9 protein-coding genes are annotated in these 17674 nt (G+C 72.7%); 4 read left to right on the top strand and 5 right to left on the bottom strand.

The genetic code is table 11. From position 1 onward, the window contains the following. Window positions 1–98: 98 nt before the first annotated feature. A complete protein-coding gene (locus tag ACPT94_RS27170) occupies window positions 99–5291 on the bottom strand; it encodes a family 43 glycosylhydrolase (RefSeq protein ID WP_425247042.1) in 5193 nt (1730 codons plus the stop codon). Window positions 5292–5576: 285 nt separating this feature from the next. Here ACPT94_RS27170 and ACPT94_RS27165 point away from each other — a divergent pair, with 285 nt between their 5' ends. Both ACPT94_RS27165 and ACPT94_RS27160 read left to right on the top strand, forming a co-directional pair. Next, the gene (locus ACPT94_RS27165; RefSeq protein ID WP_425247041.1) at window positions 5577–6236 is read left to right on the top strand and encodes a LamG domain-containing protein; all 660 of its coding nucleotides are present in this window, start codon (window positions 5577–5579) and stop codon (window positions 6234–6236) included. Window positions 6237–6377: 141 nt separating this feature from the next. Beyond that, window positions 6378–6572, top strand: a complete 195-nt coding sequence (locus tag ACPT94_RS27160; RefSeq protein ID WP_360341418.1) for a hypothetical protein — start codon at window positions 6378–6380, stop codon at window positions 6570–6572. Window positions 6573–6599: 27 nt separating this feature from the next. On the opposite strand, the gene ACPT94_RS27155 is transcribed toward ACPT94_RS27160, so the two are convergent. Then, window positions 6600–8360: a serine/threonine-protein kinase gene (locus ACPT94_RS27155; RefSeq protein WP_360341415.1), complete on the bottom strand. Its 1761-nt coding sequence runs from the start codon at window positions 8358–8360 to the stop codon at window positions 6600–6602. 202 nt (window positions 8361–8562) lie between these two features. Here ACPT94_RS27155 and ACPT94_RS27150 point away from each other — a divergent pair, with 202 nt between their 5' ends. Then, window positions 8563–11937, top strand: coding sequence for a pyruvate carboxylase (locus ACPT94_RS27150; RefSeq protein ID WP_425247040.1), 3375 nt, complete (start codon window positions 8563–8565; stop codon window positions 11935–11937). Between the two features lie 287 nt (window positions 11938–12224). On the opposite strand, the gene ACPT94_RS27145 is transcribed toward ACPT94_RS27150, so the two are convergent. Together ACPT94_RS27145 and ACPT94_RS27140 are read right to left on the bottom strand one after the other, a co-directional pair. Next, entirely contained in the window at window positions 12225–12881 is a 657-nt protein-coding gene (locus tag ACPT94_RS27145) for a response regulator (RefSeq protein ID WP_360341412.1), read from the bottom strand. Beyond that, on the bottom strand, window positions 12881–15232 hold the full coding sequence (locus tag ACPT94_RS27140; protein WP_360341409.1) for a histidine kinase: 2352 nt from the start codon (window positions 15230–15232) through the stop codon (window positions 12881–12883). The genes ACPT94_RS27145 and ACPT94_RS27140 overlap by 1 nt, the downstream gene beginning before the upstream one ends. Window positions 15233–15369: 137 nt before the next feature. Here ACPT94_RS27140 and ACPT94_RS27135 point away from each other — a divergent pair, with 137 nt between their 5' ends. After that, window positions 15370–16590, top strand: coding sequence for a CPBP family intramembrane glutamic endopeptidase (locus ACPT94_RS27135; protein ID WP_425247039.1), 1221 nt, complete (start codon window positions 15370–15372; stop codon window positions 16588–16590). An 85-nt stretch (window positions 16591–16675) separates the two neighbouring features. Here ACPT94_RS27135 and ACPT94_RS27130 read toward each other — a convergent pair whose 3' ends face one another. Then, window positions 16676–17602, bottom strand: a complete 927-nt coding sequence (locus tag ACPT94_RS27130) for a GNAT family N-acetyltransferase (RefSeq protein ID WP_425247038.1) — start codon at window positions 17600–17602, stop codon at window positions 16676–16678. Window positions 17603–17674 lie beyond the last annotated feature (72 nt).

Genomic DNA, 17674 nt, shown 5'->3' with positions numbered 1-17674 from the left:
GGGGGGGGCGGGGTTTGGCGGCGGCGGGCCCGCCCCCCCCCCGGTGGCGGGGGGCGCGGCCCGGGACACCGGACGGACCCTACGGGCCCTGCGGAGGCCTATCCGCGACGGACGCCCACGGTGACGGCACCGGAGACCTTCCCCAGGGCGCCGTTGTCGTAGACGACGGTCCCCGTCGACTTCTGCCAGATCCTGATCCTGAAGATGTCCGGGGCGCCGTCCAGGGCAGTGATCCGGAAGGCGTAGCCGCTCTTGCCGCCCACCGTGCCGGAGCCCTGGAGGACGGCTCGGGAGCCGGTGACGACGAGCCAGTCGGCGGTCGTCGACCGGAACTTCAGCCGGGCCGGGCCGAAGTCGAAGGTGACCTTGCCGGTCGGGACGACGGCTCCCGCCCGGTACTCGGCGGTGAAGGAGAAGGCCGCCTTGCCCGTCAGCTTCGGGCCGGCCGGGTAGGCGCCGGCGGGGGAGCGGACGATGCCCGCCCCGGCCGCCGGGCCTGCGGCGCGGTCGTACACGACCAGTTCGGGGAGCGTCGTGCTGTCGGAGGCGCCGTCGTCGTCGGTGACGGTCACCACCGGACGGTGCAGGCCCGCCTTGGTGTACGTGTGCTCGGCGCGGCAGCCGGAGGCGGTGACGGTGCCGGGGGTCGGCTCGGTGCCGTCCTTCCAGTCGACCGCGCAGGTGTGGGTGTCGGACGTGCCCGGGTCACCGAACACGGCGCTCACCACCGCCCGCTGACGGACGCTCATCGGCGACTTCGGACCGGAGGCCGAGCTGATCGCCGGGGCCGCGTTGGCGACCGTGACGGTCGCGGTGTCGCTGCTGCGGCCGGCGGTCAGGGTGACCCGGTAGCTGCCGTCGTCGGTGCAGGTGAGCGTGGTGCGGGCGGCGTCGGCGTCCGCCAGGGTGCAGGGCGCCCCCTTCTCGATGGTCCACCGCGGGCTGCCGGCGCCCGAGACCGTGCCGGTCAGCGCGATCGCGTCCCCCTCCGTCCCGCTCGCGTCCGGACCGGCGTGGGCGATGCCGACCGGGTCGACGCTCGTCAGGGTGGGCACGACCTTCTTGATCAGACCGTCCGCGTCGAACTCCAGCTTGTCGACGGTCGTTTCCCGATGCGTGCCGTCACCGCCGGGGATGGCGAACCGGTGGTACGCGATGTACCAGTCGTCGGTGCCCGGCACATGGACGACCGAGTGGTGGCCGGTGCCCTTGATGCCCAGCGAGAGGTCCTTCTCGAGGATCACGCCCCGCTTGGTCCACGGACCGGTGGGCGAGGGACCGGTCGCGTAGGCGACGCGGTAGTTCTCGTCCCGGGTGTCGTTCTCGGACCACATGAAGTAGTAGGTGCCGTCGCGCTTGATGACGAAGGAGCCCTCGTTGTAGCCGCTCGGGGTGATGTCCTTCACCTTCGAGGCGTCGAAGGAGACCATGTCCGCGTTGAGCGGGACGACGTAGCCGCGGCCGTTGCCGAAGTACAAGTAGGACTGCCCGTCGTCGTCGGTGAAGACCGCCGGGTCGATCATCTGGCCGGTCAACTGGCCCGCCTTCAGCAGGGGTTTCCCGAGCGCGTCCTTGAACGGGCCCGTCGGCGAGTCCGACACCGCGACACCGATGTTCGCGTCGGCGGAGAAGTAGAAGTAGTACTTCCCGTCCTTCTCGGCGATCGTCGGCGCCCACGCCCTGCTGTCCGCCCAGGACACGTCCGGACCCAGGTCGAGGATGACCCCGTGGTCCTTCCAGTGAACCAGGTCGGTGGAGGAGTAGGCCTTGAACTGCGTGCCGCTCCAGCCCTCGAAGCCGTCGGTGGTCGGGTACAGGTAGAAGGTGTCGCCGAACCGGACGATGTTCGGATCGGCGTTGAGCCCCGGCAGGACCGGGCTCTTCATGACCAGGGCCGACACCGTCCAGCTGCGCTTCTTCCCGTCGGAGCCGGTCACCTCGTACGTCACCGGCTCGCTGAAGTCGTGCACGCTGCCGGAGGCGGGGCTGATCGCCGCGCCGTGCGCGAGGGTGAACTCCGGTGCCAGGGCGGTGAGATCGGTGCCTTCCTTCATCGGCAGCGTGATGCTGCCGTGTGCGTTGTCGACGATCGCGTCGACCTTCAGCGAGGGGTGCGTCGCCTTGGCGATGCCCGCCGTGTTGCCGCTGAGCTCCATGACCTCCGCGGCCGACAGGGCCCGGTCGTAGATCCGGAAGTCGTCGACCTCGCCGCCGAAGTACGGGTCGGCCGAGTACAGGGACCTGCCGATGTAGCCGCTGTAGTCCTTGTTGGCGTCGTACAGCTCGGACGGCTTGATGGTGGTGATCGTGCGGGCCGCCTCGATGCCGTCGACGTACAGGACCATCGTGCCGGTCCGGCCGTCGAGGGTCACCGTGACGTGCCGCCACTCGCCGGGCGTGAGCTGGGAGCCGGCCGTCAGTTTCGACTCGGCCGACCAACTCGCCTTCGTGATGGCCGAGTAGAGGCTGGAGCCACCGTTGGAGGGGGTGGCGAAGAGGTACTTGTTGCTGTCGGGGCCGAGCCCGAACAGCCACTGGAAGCTGTTGCCGCCCTTCCACTTGGCGTACGTCGACACGGTCACGCTGTCGGCGTTCTTCAGCACACCGTTCGGAATCCTCACGTACGGGGAGGTCGCGGAGTCGCCGGACATCTTGAACGAGCCGCCGTGCACGCCGGTGCCGAAGTCGGGCGTGCGGACGTACGTGCCGTGGTAGCCGTGGCCGCTGGTGTCCCGGGCGATGTTGCCGGAGGTCTCGTCGAAGTCGTAGCGCAGGAGCAGGTCGGCGGGCACGTCGGGGCCCTCCGCCGACACGGTGACCTCCGCGTGGACGGCGAAGGCCGAGCCGTCCTGGAGGCCGCCGTTCACGGTGAAGGCGCCGGCCTGCGCGTAGGCCGAAGCGGGGACGTCGTCCCAGGTGACCGCGACAGGCCGCCGCACACCGTCGGCGTACTCGGCGATCACGGTCGCGGGCAGCACCGGCGCCTCACCGACCCGCGTCTTCACCGTCACGTCCTCGGCGCTCGCCACCAGCTGGTCGGGCTGGTAGGTGCGCAGCAGCCGGTCGTACTCGGCCTGCGTGACCGGCAGGACGGTGCCGTGGCGCGGCCTGGCCGGAAGGTCGTAGCCGGCGGACGGCGTCCACACACCGGAGTCCAGATCCGTCGTCTCGAAGGGGATGTAGCCGCGCCCGCCGAACTCGTCGAGGAACGCGTACCACTTCTCCTCGGTGTTCGACTTGAACACCAGCGGCCCCTCGGCCGCGTTCATCGCGCCCTTGCCGATGCCCTCGGCGACCGCGGTCCAGGACGTGCTGAGCAGCGAGTCGCTCTTCTCCTCGAAGATGAACTTGCTGTTCGGCGTCGAGGAGGTGTTGTTCCGCTCGTCCTTGGAGAGGCGGTAGTAGGTGCCGTCGTGCCGGATCACCGTGGAGTCGATGACCGAGTAGCCGCGGTCGATCCACACCTTGGGCTCGCTGAAGGTGTAGAAGTCACGCGTCGTGGCGTACATCATCCGGTTGTACGTGTCGCCCGAGTGCGCCTCGTTGTCGTACAGCTTCGACGCCCAGAAGACCACGTACTCGCCGCGCTGCGCGTCGTAGAAGGCCTCCGGCGCCCAGGTGTTGCCCGCGCTGTCCGGGGAGACCTTCACCAGGCGCTGGTTCGTCCAGTGCACGAGGTCGGTCGACTCCCAGACCATGATGGACTTGCTGCCGGTGCGCTGGGAGGCGTCCCAGTCGCCGTTGCCGTAGATCCTGAGGTCGGTGGCTATCTGGTAGAACTTGTCGCCCTCCGGGGAGCGGATGATGAACGGGTCGCGCAGGCCCTGCTCTCCGAGGGACGAGGTGAGGACGGGCCTGCCGTCGTTCAGCTCCCGCCACTTCAGCGGGTCGTTGCCCTTGCTGAGGGCGAAGTAGAGCTGCTCGCCGTCCGCGGTTCCCTCACCGGTGAAGTAGCTGAAGAGGTAGCCCTTCGGGGCGGCGGGCGCGGGGAGTTCGGGGACCTTGGCGGTGAACACGCGGGTCGCCTTCGCGTCGCCCTTGGTGACGGTCGCCGTCAGCTCGACCGCCGTGGCGCCGGCGCCGTGCGCGGGCCGGTGGACCACGCCGTCGGCGGAGACGACGTCCGGCTGCGCCGAGGACCAGGTGACGGCGGTGCCGTAGGCGCCGGTCGCCGGGAGGGTGAGGTTGCCGCGCACGTCGTCGAGGTTGTGGACGGCGAGGGAGTCGGCGGCCTGCCGGGTGGCGGCGGCGTCGTCGAAGGACGCGAGGACCGTGACCTCGAAGGACTTGGTGGCGGTCACGGAGCCCTTCTTCAGGGTCGCCGTGAGCGTGGCGTGGCCGTCGGGCTCGCCGGCGGCCGGGCGGGTCACCTTGCCGCTGTCCGAGACCACGGACGGGGTGTCGCTGGCCCAGGTGATCGTGGAGCCGCCCGCCGTGCCGGTCCTCGGCAGGTCCAGGTCGGCGACGACGGCACTGGTGTCGCCGAGGCTCAGGGCCGCCTCGTCGTCGGCGACGCCCTGCGTGGCCACGGGGAGGGCGAGCTGCTCCACCTCGGACGCGGCCAGCGCCCGGTCGTACACCCGGAAGTCCCGGATCCTGCCCTTGAACAGCTTGTCGCCGGAGTAGACCGACTTGCCGATGTAGTTGGCGGTGGTGGTGCCGGAACCGACGGCGCCCGGGGTGATGGTCACCGACGTGTTGCGGGCGACCTCCACACCGTCCTCGTACAGGACGCCGGTGGTGCCGGTCTGGGTGTAGGTGATGTGCTTCCACACCGCACGCGTCAGGTTGTGGGAGTCGGCGGGCCTGGTGGTCTGCTCCGTCGACCAGTTGCCGGTGGCGATCGAGGTGCGGAAGGAGTTGCCGGTGGTGAACAGGTAGCCGTTGCCGTTGCCGCCGCTGGAGTTGCCGAAGCCGTAGAGGAAGTACGGCGTGCTCTGCGTCGCGTCGATCAGCACGTCCGTGGAGACGGTGATCGCGGTCATGCCCTTCATGACGTCGTTCGGCACCTTCACGTAGGTGTCGGTGCCGTTGAAGGCGAGGCCCTGGCCCGACCAGTCGGCGGTGCCCTGGACGGTGCCGTTCCGGCCGTGACCGGAGGCGTCCGTGACGCCGGACGGACCGTCGAGCTTGTACCAGAGGGCCAGACCGTCGGTGACGTCGGCGACCTCCGCCGCCTGCACGGGAGTTGCGGTCCCCAGGAGGCCCAGGAGCAGTGACGCGGCGGTCGTTCCGGCGAGGCGGCCCGCCCAGCGTCTCGCTCGGCTGCGGAGTCGGGGGATGTGCGTCATGTGGGCCCGCCGTTTCAGCTGTGTGACGTGGTGTTGCGAGAGTGTCAAACGGTGTGTGGTGTGGCGTCAAGACATCTCGAACAATGTCCGACCAGTCGAACGGAACGAGGGTGTCCGTCAACGATGCCTGCTCGACAGCCCGTTGACGGACACGCGCACATGTGTACGCATCCGTCCCGCGCCGGGGTGGTTTGCCGCAGCCATGCGTCCCCGCCGTCGCATGACGGTCGTGAGGAGGGGGATGCCTCGCGCGACGCACCCTGCGCGAGGACGAGGAGGACGCCCGTGACCGACGTCTGCTTCAGAGCCGACTTCACTTCGCCACGCCAGTGGGTCGCGGGCCGCTCGTGGGCCTATCCCGGGGGCGGGCCGGTGAATCCCGACGACGACAAGCTGGACCACCTGGTGTCCGATCCCGCGTACGCACGCAGCGGCGCCTTCCGGGCCACACGCCGTCCCGACGGCCTCTGGGACACCGGGCTGCTGACCACCGAGGGCAGCGAGGAGGGTTTCACGGTGAGGGCGGGGGACCGCCTCGACGCCCGGGTCCGGCTGCCGACCGAGACGGGGGCCTGGCCCGCGATCTGGACCTGGCGGGACGGCGACCAGGAGATCGACGTGTTCGAGTACCACCCCGACCATCCCGATCTGCTGGAGTTCTCCAACCATGTGCGGGCGGCCCACCGCTACCACCGGGACGAGGCCGTCCGACCCGGCGGCTGGATCGACCTGAGCGTCGAGTTCGGCGCGCGGAACGTCGTCTGGGCCCTGAACGGCAGCACCGTCTTCGCCGATCGCCGTGGTGTGGGGGAGGACTGGTACGCCTGTCTGATCGTGAACCTGTCGGTGTGCGCCGGCCGCTACCACCCGGCGCCCGAACCGGACGTGACGGAGATGTCCTTCGAGGTGTCCGCCCTCACCGTGCACCGGGTGACACAGGGCTGAACAGCCCTGCCACGACCGGCGCGTCCCGGCCACCGGGGCTGCGCCGTTCGGTGGCGGATTCGCCCGAACGGCCCAGCCCGACGGGACGCGGGGCGGGCGTACGCGGTGTGCTGGAGGTCGGCCCGGCAGAAGGGAAGAGCCGTGTACGAGATGAAGGTGGGACTGGCGTCGGGCGGCGGTGAGCTGGTGTGGCACGTAGTGTCCCGGCACCAGCACGACAGCAGCCTGTGCGGAACCTCGCTGGCCGGGGCAGCGGCGGGCGGGCACGACACCGACCGCCACTGCACTCCGTGCATGATGCGGCTGCAGGAGCTGCTGGACGCCGCCCGCGACTGACGACGGCGGAGCGCGGCCGCGGACGCGCTATCCGTCGACCGGCATCACCTTGGTCACCCGGCCCTTGGTGTCGGCCTCCAGATAGCCGCTCTCGTTGTACTCGTTGCTGAGGTAGACGGCCATCCCCGCGGGGGTGTCGAACACCGTGCTCGGCTGTCTCACCAGCAGGTAGCGGCTGTCGGGGTCGTCCACGTTCAGCTTCTTGTCGGCCTCGGCGAGCAACGCGGGAACCCGGTCCCAGACGAAGCCGTCCAGGCTGACCGGCTGTTCCCCGGTCATCAACGTGCCCTTGATGATGCCCTTCCGCACCCCCTCGCCGGGGCGGTAGGTGTACGAGTCGTACTTGGTGTCGCTGCCCTTGACCATGAGAGAGGCGGAGACGTACTCGGGATACACCGAGAAGGAGCCGAAGCGGTCCCTGCCGGTCTCCTTCTCGAACGCCTCGATCGCGGTGCGGATGCCCTCGGGGGTCAGCATGTCGGTCGCGCCGGCCTCCTTCGTCTGCTGGGCCGGCCGTCCGGCCGCGCCCGTCCCGGTCGCGGAAGCCGTCGCCGCACCCGTGCTCGCCGTCCCGGACGTGTTCGGTGAACCGGAGGACGAGGAGCCGCCGCCCTGCTCCGGCAACAGCGTCCACACGAGCACACCGGCGAGCACCACCCCTGCCCCGGGCAGGGCGACCGTCGCCCAGCGCGGGCGCCGCCCCGCCGGTCGCACCGCAGGACCCACCGCGGGCGTGGCGCCGGTCCCGGCGGCCGGGAACACGGGCGGGGTGGGGCCGCCCCACGGCGCCGGCGAAGGGTGCGCGGTGGGGTGGTGCCACGGGGCCGGGGATCCGGGCGGCGGCCCGAACCCGCTCGGCGGGGTGACCGGTTCCTGACTCGGCGCTCCCGGCGGAGGAGACAGAGGGTAGGAGGTCGGGGGCTCCTGCGCCTGCCCCCGCTGTCCCGGCTCGCGCGCCACCTCGGCCAGCATCCGCGCGAACGCCGCCGCGTCCGGCCGCGCCGCCGGATCCCGTACGAGAACACGCATCAGGACGTCGCCCAGTGCCCCGGCCCGCGCGGGCGGCGGCACCTGCTCGCTGAGGACGGCGGCGAGCGTGGCCAGCGTCGTGGCGCGGCGCAGGGGGTGCTGTCCTTCGACGGCCGTGTACAGCATCATCGCCAGCGACCACAGGTCCGACGCGGGACCGCCGTCGTGGCCGGACACCCGCTCCGGCGCCATGTAGTCGGGGGTCCCGATGACCGATCCGGTGGCGGTCAGGCCGGTCGCCTCGCGGATCGCCGCTATGCCGAAGTCGGTGAGGACAGGACGGCCGTCGGGGCGCAGCAGCACATTGGCCGGCTTGACGTCCCGGTGCTGGATGCCGGCGTCGTGCGCGGCGCGCAGCGCGGCGAGCACCTCCAGGCCGATGCGCGCCGCCTCGGCGGACTCCATCGGCCCGCGGGCGAGACGGTCGGCCAGCGAACCGCCGCTGACCAGCTCCATGACGAGCCACGGGTAGCTGCCCTCACCCCCGTCGACCACGTGATGGATCGTCACCACGTTGGGATGGTCGATCCGGGCCAGCGCCCTGGCCTCGCGCAGCACCCGCTCCCGCAGCATCCGCGCGGCTTCGGGGTCGTACTCGGCGAGTGCCGGGTCGGGCGGGCGGACTTCCTTGACGGCCACGCTCCGATGGAGCACCAGGTCCGTGGCACGCCACACCGTGCCCATACCGCCGCCACCGAGCCGTGCCCGAAGCTCGAACCGCCCGTCGACGACCCGTCTGTCGCTGTCCGCCTCACTCATGCGCCGGAGCTTAGTTGCTCGCACCGACAGGCAGTCGCGGGCGGCCGTGGTGAGCGCTTTCCCCGCTGGGTACGCGCTTTCTGAGGCCTCTTCCGGGCTCCTTCCGGGAAAGAAGGACCGGTGAGTGGCCCGACTCACATGGCACTCCGTGCCCGGCACGGACACGATGGTCCCGTCACCGGGCAGGCTGAAGGGATCCAGAATGTTCCGCAAGGTGCTGGTCGCCAACCGTGGTGAGATCGCGATCCGGGCATTCCGCGCCGGCTACGAGCTGGGAGCGCGCACCGTCGCCGTCTTTCCGTACGAGGACCGCAACTCGCTGCACCGGCTCAAGGCCGACGAGGCCTACGAGATCGGGGAGCCGGGACATCCGGTGCGCGCGTACCTCTCCGTCGAGGAGATCGTCGGCGCGGCCCGCCGGGCGGGCGCGGACGCGGTGTACCCGGGCTACGGGTTCCTGTCCGAGAACCCCGAACTGGCCCGTGCCTGCGAGGAGGCGGGCATCACCTTCGTCGGGCCCGACGCCCGCACCCTCGAGCTGACCGGCAACAAGGCCCGCGCGGTCGCCGCGGCCCGCGAGGCGGGCGTACCGGTGCTCGGCTCCTCGGAGCCGTCCACCGACGTCGACGAGCTGGTCCGGGCCGCCGAGGACATCGGCTTCCCCGTGTTCGTGAAGGCGGTCGCGGGCGGCGGCGGTCGCGGCATGCGGCGCGTGGAGGACCCCGCGCAGTTGCGCGAGTCCATCGAGGCCGCGTCCCGCGAGGCGGCGTCCGCGTTCGGCGACCCCACCGTCTTCCTGGAGAAGGCCGTCGTCGACCCCCGCCACATCGAGGTGCAGATCCTCGCCGACGGCGAGGGCAACGTCATCCACCTCTTCGAACGGGACTGTTCGCTCCAGCGCCGCCACCAGAAGGTGATCGAGCTGGCACCCGCGCCCAACCTGGCCCCGGAGCTGCGCGAGCGCATCTGCGCCGACGCCGTCCGCTTCGCCCGCCAGATCGGCTACCGCAACGCGGGCACCGTCGAGTTCCTCCTCGACCGCGACGGCAACCACGTCTTCATCGAGATGAACCCGCGCATCCAGGTCGAGCACACGGTCACCGAGGAGGTCACCGACGTCGACCTCGTCCAGGCCCAGCTGCGCATCGCCTCCGGCGAGACGCTGGCCGGCCTCGGACTGTCGCAGGACACGGTCACCCTGCGCGGCGCCGCCCTCCAGTGCCGTATCACCACCGAGGACCCCGCCAACGGCTTCCGCCCCGACACCGGCCGCATCAGCGCCTACCGCTCGCCGGGCGGCTCCGGCATCCGCCTGGACGGCGGCACCACCCACGCCGGTACGGAGATCAGCGCGCACTTCGACTCCATGCTGGTCAAGCTCACCTGCCGGGGCCGGGACTTCCAGGCCGCGATCGGCCGCGCCCGGCGTGCCGTGGCGGAGTTCCGCATCCGCGGCGTGGCCACCAACATCCCGTTCCTCCAGGCCGTGCTCGACGACCCCGACTTCCAGGCCGGACGCGTCACCACGTCGTTCATCGAGCAGCGCCCGCACCTGCTGACCGCCCGCCACTCCGCCGACCGCGGCACCAAGCTGCTCACCTACCTCGCCGACGTCACCGTGAACAAGCCGCACGGCGAGCGGCCCGAGCTGATCGACCCGGCCACCAAGCTGCCGTCCCCGCCCGAGGGCGAGCCGCCCGCCGGTTCCCGGCAGCGCCTGGTCGACCTCGGCCCCCAGGGCTTCGCCCGCTGGCTGCGCGAGTCCCCGACCATCGGCGTCACCGACACCACCTTCCGTGACGCCCACCAGTCGCTGCTCGCCACCCGCGTCCGCACCAAGGACCTCCTCGCCGCCGCCCCGGTGGTCGCCCGCACCCTTCCCGAACTGCTCTCCCTGGAGTGCTGGGGCGGCGCCACCTACGACGTCGCGCTGCGCTTCCTCGCCGAGGACCCGTGGGAGCGCCTGGCCGCCCTGCGCGAGGCCGTCCCGAACATCTGCCTCCAGATGCTGTTGCGCGGCCGCAACACCGTCGGCTACACCCCCTACCCGACCGAGGTGACGGACGCCTTCGTGCAGGAGGCCGCCGCCACCGGCATCGACATCTTCCGCATCTTCGACGCGCTCAACGACGTCGGCCAGATGCGCCCCGCCATCGACGCCGTCCGCGAGACGGGCACGGCCGTCGCCGAAGTCGCCCTCTGCTACACCTCCGACCTGTCCGACCCCGACGAGCGCCTCTACACCCTCGACTACTACCTGCGGCTCGCCGAGCAGATCGTGGAGGCCGGCGCCCACGTCCTCGCCGTCAAGGACATGGCGGGCCTGCTGCGCGCCCCGGCCGCCGCCACCCTCGTCTCCGCGCTGCGCCGCGAGTTCGACCTGCCGGTGCACCTGCACACCCACGACACCGCCGGCGGCCAGCTCGCCACCTACCTCGCCGCGATCCAGGCCGGCGCGGACGCCGTCGACGGGGCCGTGGCCTCGATGGCCGGGACGACCTCGCAGCCGTCGCTGTCGGCGATCGTCGCCGCCACCGACCACTCCGCCCGCCCCACCGGCCTCGACCTCCAGGCCGTCGGGGACCTGGAACCGTACTGGGAGGGCGTCCGCCGGATCTACGCCCCCTTCGAGGCGGGCCTCGCCTCGCCGACCGGCCGCGTCTACCACCACGAGATCCCCGGCGGGCAGCTCTCCAACCTGCGCACCCAGGCCGTCGCGCTCGGCCTCGGCGACCGCTTCGAGGACATCGAGGCCATGTACGCCGCCGCCGACCGCATCCTCGGCCGGCTGGTGAAGGTCACCCCGTCCTCCAAGGTGGTCGGCGACCTCGCCCTGCACCTGGTCGGCGCAGGCGTCAGCCCCGAGGACTTCGAGACGACGCCGGACAGGTACGACATCCCCGACTCCGTCATCGGCTTCCTGCGCGGCGAACTCGGCACCCCGCCCGGCGGCTGGCCCGAGCCGTTCCGCACCAAGGCGCTCCAGGGCCGCGCGGAGCCCAAGCCCGTGACGGAACTGACCGCCGAGGACCGCGAGGGCCTGGACAAGACCCGGCGCGCCACCCTCAACCGGCTGCTCTTCCCCGGCCCGACCCGCGAGTTCGACACCCACCGCCAGGCCTACGGCGACACCAGCGTCCTGGACAGCAAGGACTTCTTCTACGGTCTGCGGCCGGGCAAGGAGTACGCCGTCGACCTCGAGCCCGGTGTGCGGCTGCTGATCGAGCTCCAGGCGATCGGCGAGGCCGACGAACGGGGCATGCGCACCGTGATGTCCACCCTCAACGGCCAGCTGCGGCCCATCCAGGTCCGCGACAAGGCCGCGGCCTCGGACGTCCCGGTGACCGAGAAGGCCGACCGGTCCAACCCCGGCCATGTCGCCGCGCCGTTCGCGGGCGTGGTGACGCTGGCGGTAGCCGAGGGCGACGAGGTGGAGGCCGGCGCCACGGTGGCCACCATCGAGGCCATGAAGATGGAGGCCACCATCACCGCTCCGAAGGCCGGCCGGGTCAGCAGGCTCGCCATCAACAGGATCCAGCAGGTGGAGGGCGGTGACCTGCTGGTCGAGGTCGGGTAGCCGGTCCTACTCGCCCGCGGCCACGTACCGCCCGTACTCGTCGCCGATTTCCCGTTCGCCGAGGTTGACCCGCACGCCCAAGGGCTCCAGCGCACCGCGCTGGCGGGTCATCATCGGCTCCGACCGGTAGGGGTGGGGCGGGTCCAGCTCCTCGAGACGGGTGAGCGGCCGGCCAGGGACAGGCGGCGAGGAACTGGGCGCGCCGTTCTGGACGATCCGGACACCCCGGCGTCGGCCCGTGAGCGGCCTTGCCGCCGAGCCCCACCGACGGCTACCGCCGCCGCTCCTCACGCCTGTGTGGTTCCGCGCGGCCGGACCAGCCCGCTCTCGTACGCCAGGATCGTGGCCTGCACCCGGTCCCGCAGCCCCAGCTTGGACAACAGAGCGTTCACATGGGTCTTCACCGTGCCCGTGGTCACCCCGAGCGCGGCGCCGATCTCGGCGTTGGCCAGCCCCGACGCGATGTGCAGGAGCACTTCCTTCTCGCGCGGTGTGAGGGAGGACAGCGCACCGGTGACGGAGGGCGGCTGCGGGGCGCCCTGCGCGAAGGTGTCGATGAGCCGACGGGTCACGGTCGGGGCCAGGATGCCCTCCCCGGCGGCGACGACCCGGATCGCGGACAGCAGGTCCTCGGGCCGGGCGTCCTTGAGCAGGAACCCCGACGCCCCGGCGCGCAACGCCTCGTACACGTACGCGTCCAGGTCGAAGGTGGTCAGGACGAGCACCCGCGGCCGCTTCTCCGACTCGGTGACGAGACGGGTCGCGGTGAGGCCGTCCATGCCGGGCATCCGGATGTCCATCAGCACGACGTCGGGCGCCTCGGCGGCGGCGAGCGACACCGCCGAGGCGCCGTCACCGGCCTCGGCGACCACGGTCAGATCGGGTTCGGCGTCCACGATGGCGGCGAATCCTGCGCGGACCACCGCCTGATCGTCGACGACCATCACGCGTGTGACGACGGGGACACCTCCTGGACGGGCGCCGGACTCGGCCGGGCCGACAACAACACCCGTACGATACCGGCCTGTTCGAGCGTGATCCGGCCCGCCCCCGCGTCCACCTGCACCTTCAGGCGCTCGGCCACCGGCCCGGTCACCGCCAGCGGCACGCCCGACACCGTGACCCGCAGGGTGTCGCGCCGCCGCCGCAGCGTGACCCGCGCCGGCCCCTGGTCGCCCGCGCCGAGCGCCGCCTCGACGATCCGGTACGCCGACAGGGCCACCGAGGCCGGCAGGTCCCGCGCGGCCTCGGGCAGGCCCCGCAGGGTCACGTTCCGGCCGGACGCGGCCAGGGTCCGGCACAGTGCGTCGAGGTCCGCGGCGGTGGGCGCCGGAGCGAGCCGCCGACCGGGATCCTCCGACCCGCCCAGGCCGTGCAGGAGTTCACGCATGGCGGCGAGCGCGGAGCGGGCCTCGGCGGCCACCTCCTCCAGCCGCCCCTGCCGGGCCCGGCCGACCAGTGCGGCCGTGTGGTGCAGCACGGCGTCGCGCAACCGCTCCGCCAGCCGGTGCCGTTCGGCGTCCGCGGCGCGTTCCGCGTGCCACAGCGAGGTGGCGAGCGCGAAGTCGTCCAGGGCCAGCACCCGCAGCCGTCGGCGCCGCACGGCCAGCCCGGCACCCCACAGGGCGACGAACAGGGCGGCCAGCACGACGACCAGCGGCACGAACATCACCACGGCGGTGACCCGCATCGAGCCCGCGCCGGTCAGCTCCCCGTCGGCGGCCGCCGTCGCCACCAGGACCCCGGCGAGCGAGACGGCGGCCGCGCACCACGCCGGCCAGGTGCCGGCGGCCCCCCGGCCGTACACCGCGACCGCGTACACGGCCAGCAGCTCCGCGAGTGCCGCGGCGGCGAAGAACTGGGACACCCGCGCCGGCATGTCGGCCACGGCGACCGCCACCGGCCACAGCCACGACGTGGCCAGCACGCCGAGCAGAGCCGCCCACGGAGCACTCCGGCGCCACAGCAACGGCAGGGCGTGGACGGTCACCAGCGCGGCCAGGACCAGCAGTGCGGGCGCCGCGGCGCGCAGGCTCGCGCCCGTCCACTCCTCCGCGGTGACCATGGCGAACGACAGGGGCAGCATCGTCGCGGCGAACACCAGGGCGGGGTCGGCCAGCCGCTGCTCCCGCAGTACGTCGCGCCGGTCCGCGGACGGGCTCCGCGGCCCTGTGACATCGGGGAGTGCGGCCCGCACCCGCCAGCCGCCGCCCGGCTCGGGACCGGCCGTGAGCTCCCCGCCCACGGCCGCCGCCCGCTCCTTCATCCCGGCGACGCCGCGCCCCGAGCCGAGGCCGCCGACACCGTGCGGTGCGGAGCCACGCGGCGGAGCGTTGTCCACCGTCAGCTCCAGGACGCCGTCCCCGCGCCGGACGCGCACACGCGCGGCGCAGCCCGGGGCGTGCCGCAGGGCGTTCGTCAGGGCCTCACGGACGATCCCGTGGACGGCCTCGGCCGCCGGACCGGCCAGGTCGTCGGGAAGCTCGGCCTCGATCGGGCGCCCCAACCGCCCGAATCCGGCGATCAGTTCCTCGATGCGGGCCGTCATCGGGCGCCCATCCGCGCCGCCGTCGGTATCCCGCATCAGGCCGACGAGCCGTTGGAGCGAGGTGAGGGTCTCGGTGCCGGTGCGCTCGGCGAACGACAGCGCCTCGGCGGTCAACTCCGGTCTGCTGCCGCCGAGTCGGAGCGCGGCGTCGGCCGTGATGACGACGGACGTCAGATGGTGGGCGCTCACGTCGTGCAGTTCGCGTGCCAGACGCCGCCGTTCGGTGTCGCCCGCCTGCCGTCGGGCCTCCTCCGCGCCGGCCAGCCGACGGGCCGCGGCCGACCGCCCCTTGAGCCACTGGTGGCGGGCCTCACCGAGCCCCGCGCAGACCGCGTACAGCAGGGCGCCGAGCGCCCACTCCGAGGCCAGCGCGGGCCGCAGCCCGGTGTGGACGAGGGACAGCAGCCACTCGACGCCGACGGCCGCGGCGACCGCGCGGACGGTCACGCGCACGGGGCGGCGGACCGCGACCGAGTACAGCGCGACCGGCACCCCCAACCCGAAGTAACCGTATTCCCAGGCGAGTTGGCCCAGCAGGAGTGTGCCCGTCGTGCAGGCCAGGGCGTGAACCGGTGCCTGTCGGCGACGGCCCAGCGCGGCCGTCTCGACGCCCTGGGCGACCAGGACGGCGACGACTCCCGCCGGACCGGGCACCGTGTCGCCTACCAGGCTCGCTCCGGGCCACAGCCAGGCGATCTGTCCGGCCGCGAGCAGGGCGGGGAGCAGCCAGTTGCGTATCGTCTCCATGTCGGCACGAGCGTAGGACGGGGCACGGCCGCCCGGCACCCGCCCCCGGTACGAGGCCGCTCTCTACCCTCCGATGGAGACACCGTTCCTGCCCGGGGTCGATGCCGGGCCACGGGCCGCCGGGGAGGCTTGCCACCATGACGAACCCGCACCCCGCCGCGGCTCCCGCGCACCTGCCCGGTCCGCTCGCCGCCCCGCTGCCCGGTCACCTCCCCGGCCCGCCGGCCGCCGTGCCGCCCGGGCACCTCGCCGAACCGCTCGGCTACCACCGTCTGGCCCGGACATCGGCACGTCACCGATGGTGGCGGCCCGTGCTGGGCACCCTGTTCCTCGCGGTGACGTACACGGTCGTGACCGTTGTCCTCTACGGCCTCGCCTCCACCGTGGGAGCCGCGCGGGGCTATCCCGAAGCGCCCGACGGAACCGTGGAGTTCGACCCCCGGCTGAGCACCGCCGTCGACCTGCTGATGCTCGCCGTCGCCCTCCCCTTCGTGCTGCTCGCGGTGCGCTGGATCGGCCGCCGCCCGGCCGGCACGGTCTCGTCGGTGACGGGCGGAGTGCGGTGGCGATGGCTGGGCCTCTGCTGCGTGACGGCCCTGCCGATCCTCGCCCTCACCACCGGGGCGATGCTCCTGCTGCCCGCGGGCGACGAACCGCCGGCGCGGTGGGCGGGCTGGGAGTTCTTCGTCCCGGCCCTGGCGATGCTGGTCGTCCTGGTGCCCCTGCAGGCGGCGGCCGAGGAGTACGTCTTCCGCGGCTGGTTCACGCAGGCGGTCGGCGCCTTCCTCCGCTCGCCCTGGTGGGCGATCGCGCCCCAGGCGGTCCTGTTCGCCGCCGCCCACGGCTGGGGCACCCCGTGGGGCTTCGCCGACCTGGTCGTGTTCGGGGCGGTCGCGGGCTGGCTGACCGTGCGCACCGGCGGCCTGGAGGCGGCCATCGGTCTGCACGCCGTGAACAACCTCCTCGCCTTCGGCGTCTCGGCCGCCGTCGTCGACGGTCTCAAGAGCCAGGACACCGCCGCCGACGCGCCCTGGCAACTCGTGCCACTCGACCTGGCCGGCATCGCCCTGTACACGGCGGCCGTCCTGTGGCTGGCCCGCCGCCGCCGGCCGGCCCGGACCGCCCCCGCGCCGACACCGCTCCCGCCGTTCCCGCCCTTCCCGGGCGGACACCCCCAGGCCCCGCTCCCGTACACCCCGGCCCCCGGCTTCCCGGTCCCGTACGGCGTCCATGCCGACGCGTCAGTCCCGCCCCAGGGGACGGCTCCCTCCGCCCCTGCGCCCGTCGCTGCCGACAGCGCTCCGGGCCCGTGTCCGCCCGTCGGACCGAGCGACTCCCCGCAACCGCCGGTGACCTGAGCGACGACGTACGCGCCCGGGCCGCGGCAGGCCGCCGCCGTCCGCGGCGTCGTCGGGCGACCGCGCCACGCTCAGCACACCACGCTCAGCGCAGCACCGCCTCCCAGGTGTCGACGGCGTAGTGGACGGTCATCCCGTTGCGCGCGTACAACTCGGGCGCCCCGGTGGCGTTCGAGGTGTCGACGCCCAGCCCCACCGTGTCCCGCCCCCGCGCGGCGAAGGCCGCGAAGGCGTGCCGCAGCAGCAGCCCGGCCAGGCCACGCCCCCGGGCCTCGCGCAGCACGCCGATGCTGCGGATCCACCCCATGGCCTCACGGTCGTCCCGGGCCAGCAGGAATCCGGCGTCCGGGAGATCGTCGGTGCCGATGATCCACACCAGCGACCAGTCGAGCCCCGCGGCGTCGACGTCGTGCAGCCACTGCTCGTAGCCGCGCGGCTGGAAGTCGAAGTGGTCGGCGAAACTCGCCTGGTACAGCGCGTGCACGCGGGCCCGGTCCGCCTCAGTCGCACAGGCCCGCACCCGTACCCCCTCGGGCAGGGACGGCGCCACGTCCGTCGCACGGTCGAGGGGACGGTGCAGCACGTGGTAGCGCCGGACGACGGACCAGCCCCGGGCGCGGATCAGGTCCGTGTCGAGCGTGGGCCGGACGTTCAGGTGCAGGTGCACCACGGCCTGCTCGGCGCCGTTCTCCCGCGCCTTGTCCAATGCCCTGGCCTCCATCGCCTCCAGGAGGGTTCGCCCGGCCTCCTGGTGGTCGGTCAGGACGTAGTGGTCGACGTCGATCCGCTCACCGCCCGACTCGTCCCACAGCAGCCCGTAGGCCACCAGCCGGTCCCCGTCGAAGGCGAGCCAGGAGTCCCGCCCGAGGTCGGTCTCCGGGTGCTTCAGATCCGCCTCGACGGTGTGCAGGTCGGTCTCGGGCCGGCCGATCTCGATGAGGTCGATCGCGTTGAGCAGGTCGGTGACGGCGGGCGCGTCGGCGAGCGTGGCGGGACGCAGGACGTAGGACATGAGGGTCAGGGTCCGGGGCAACCACGCCTGCCGCAACGGAATTTCCGGAGACGGCCATGGCCGCGCCCCGGC

The sequence above is a fragment of the Streptomyces aurantiaciflavus genome, from assembly GCF_049808595.1.
Lineage (GTDB): Bacteria > Actinomycetota > Actinomycetes > Streptomycetales > Streptomycetaceae > Streptomyces.
This window is presented reverse-complemented; position numbering and strand designations above follow the sequence as displayed.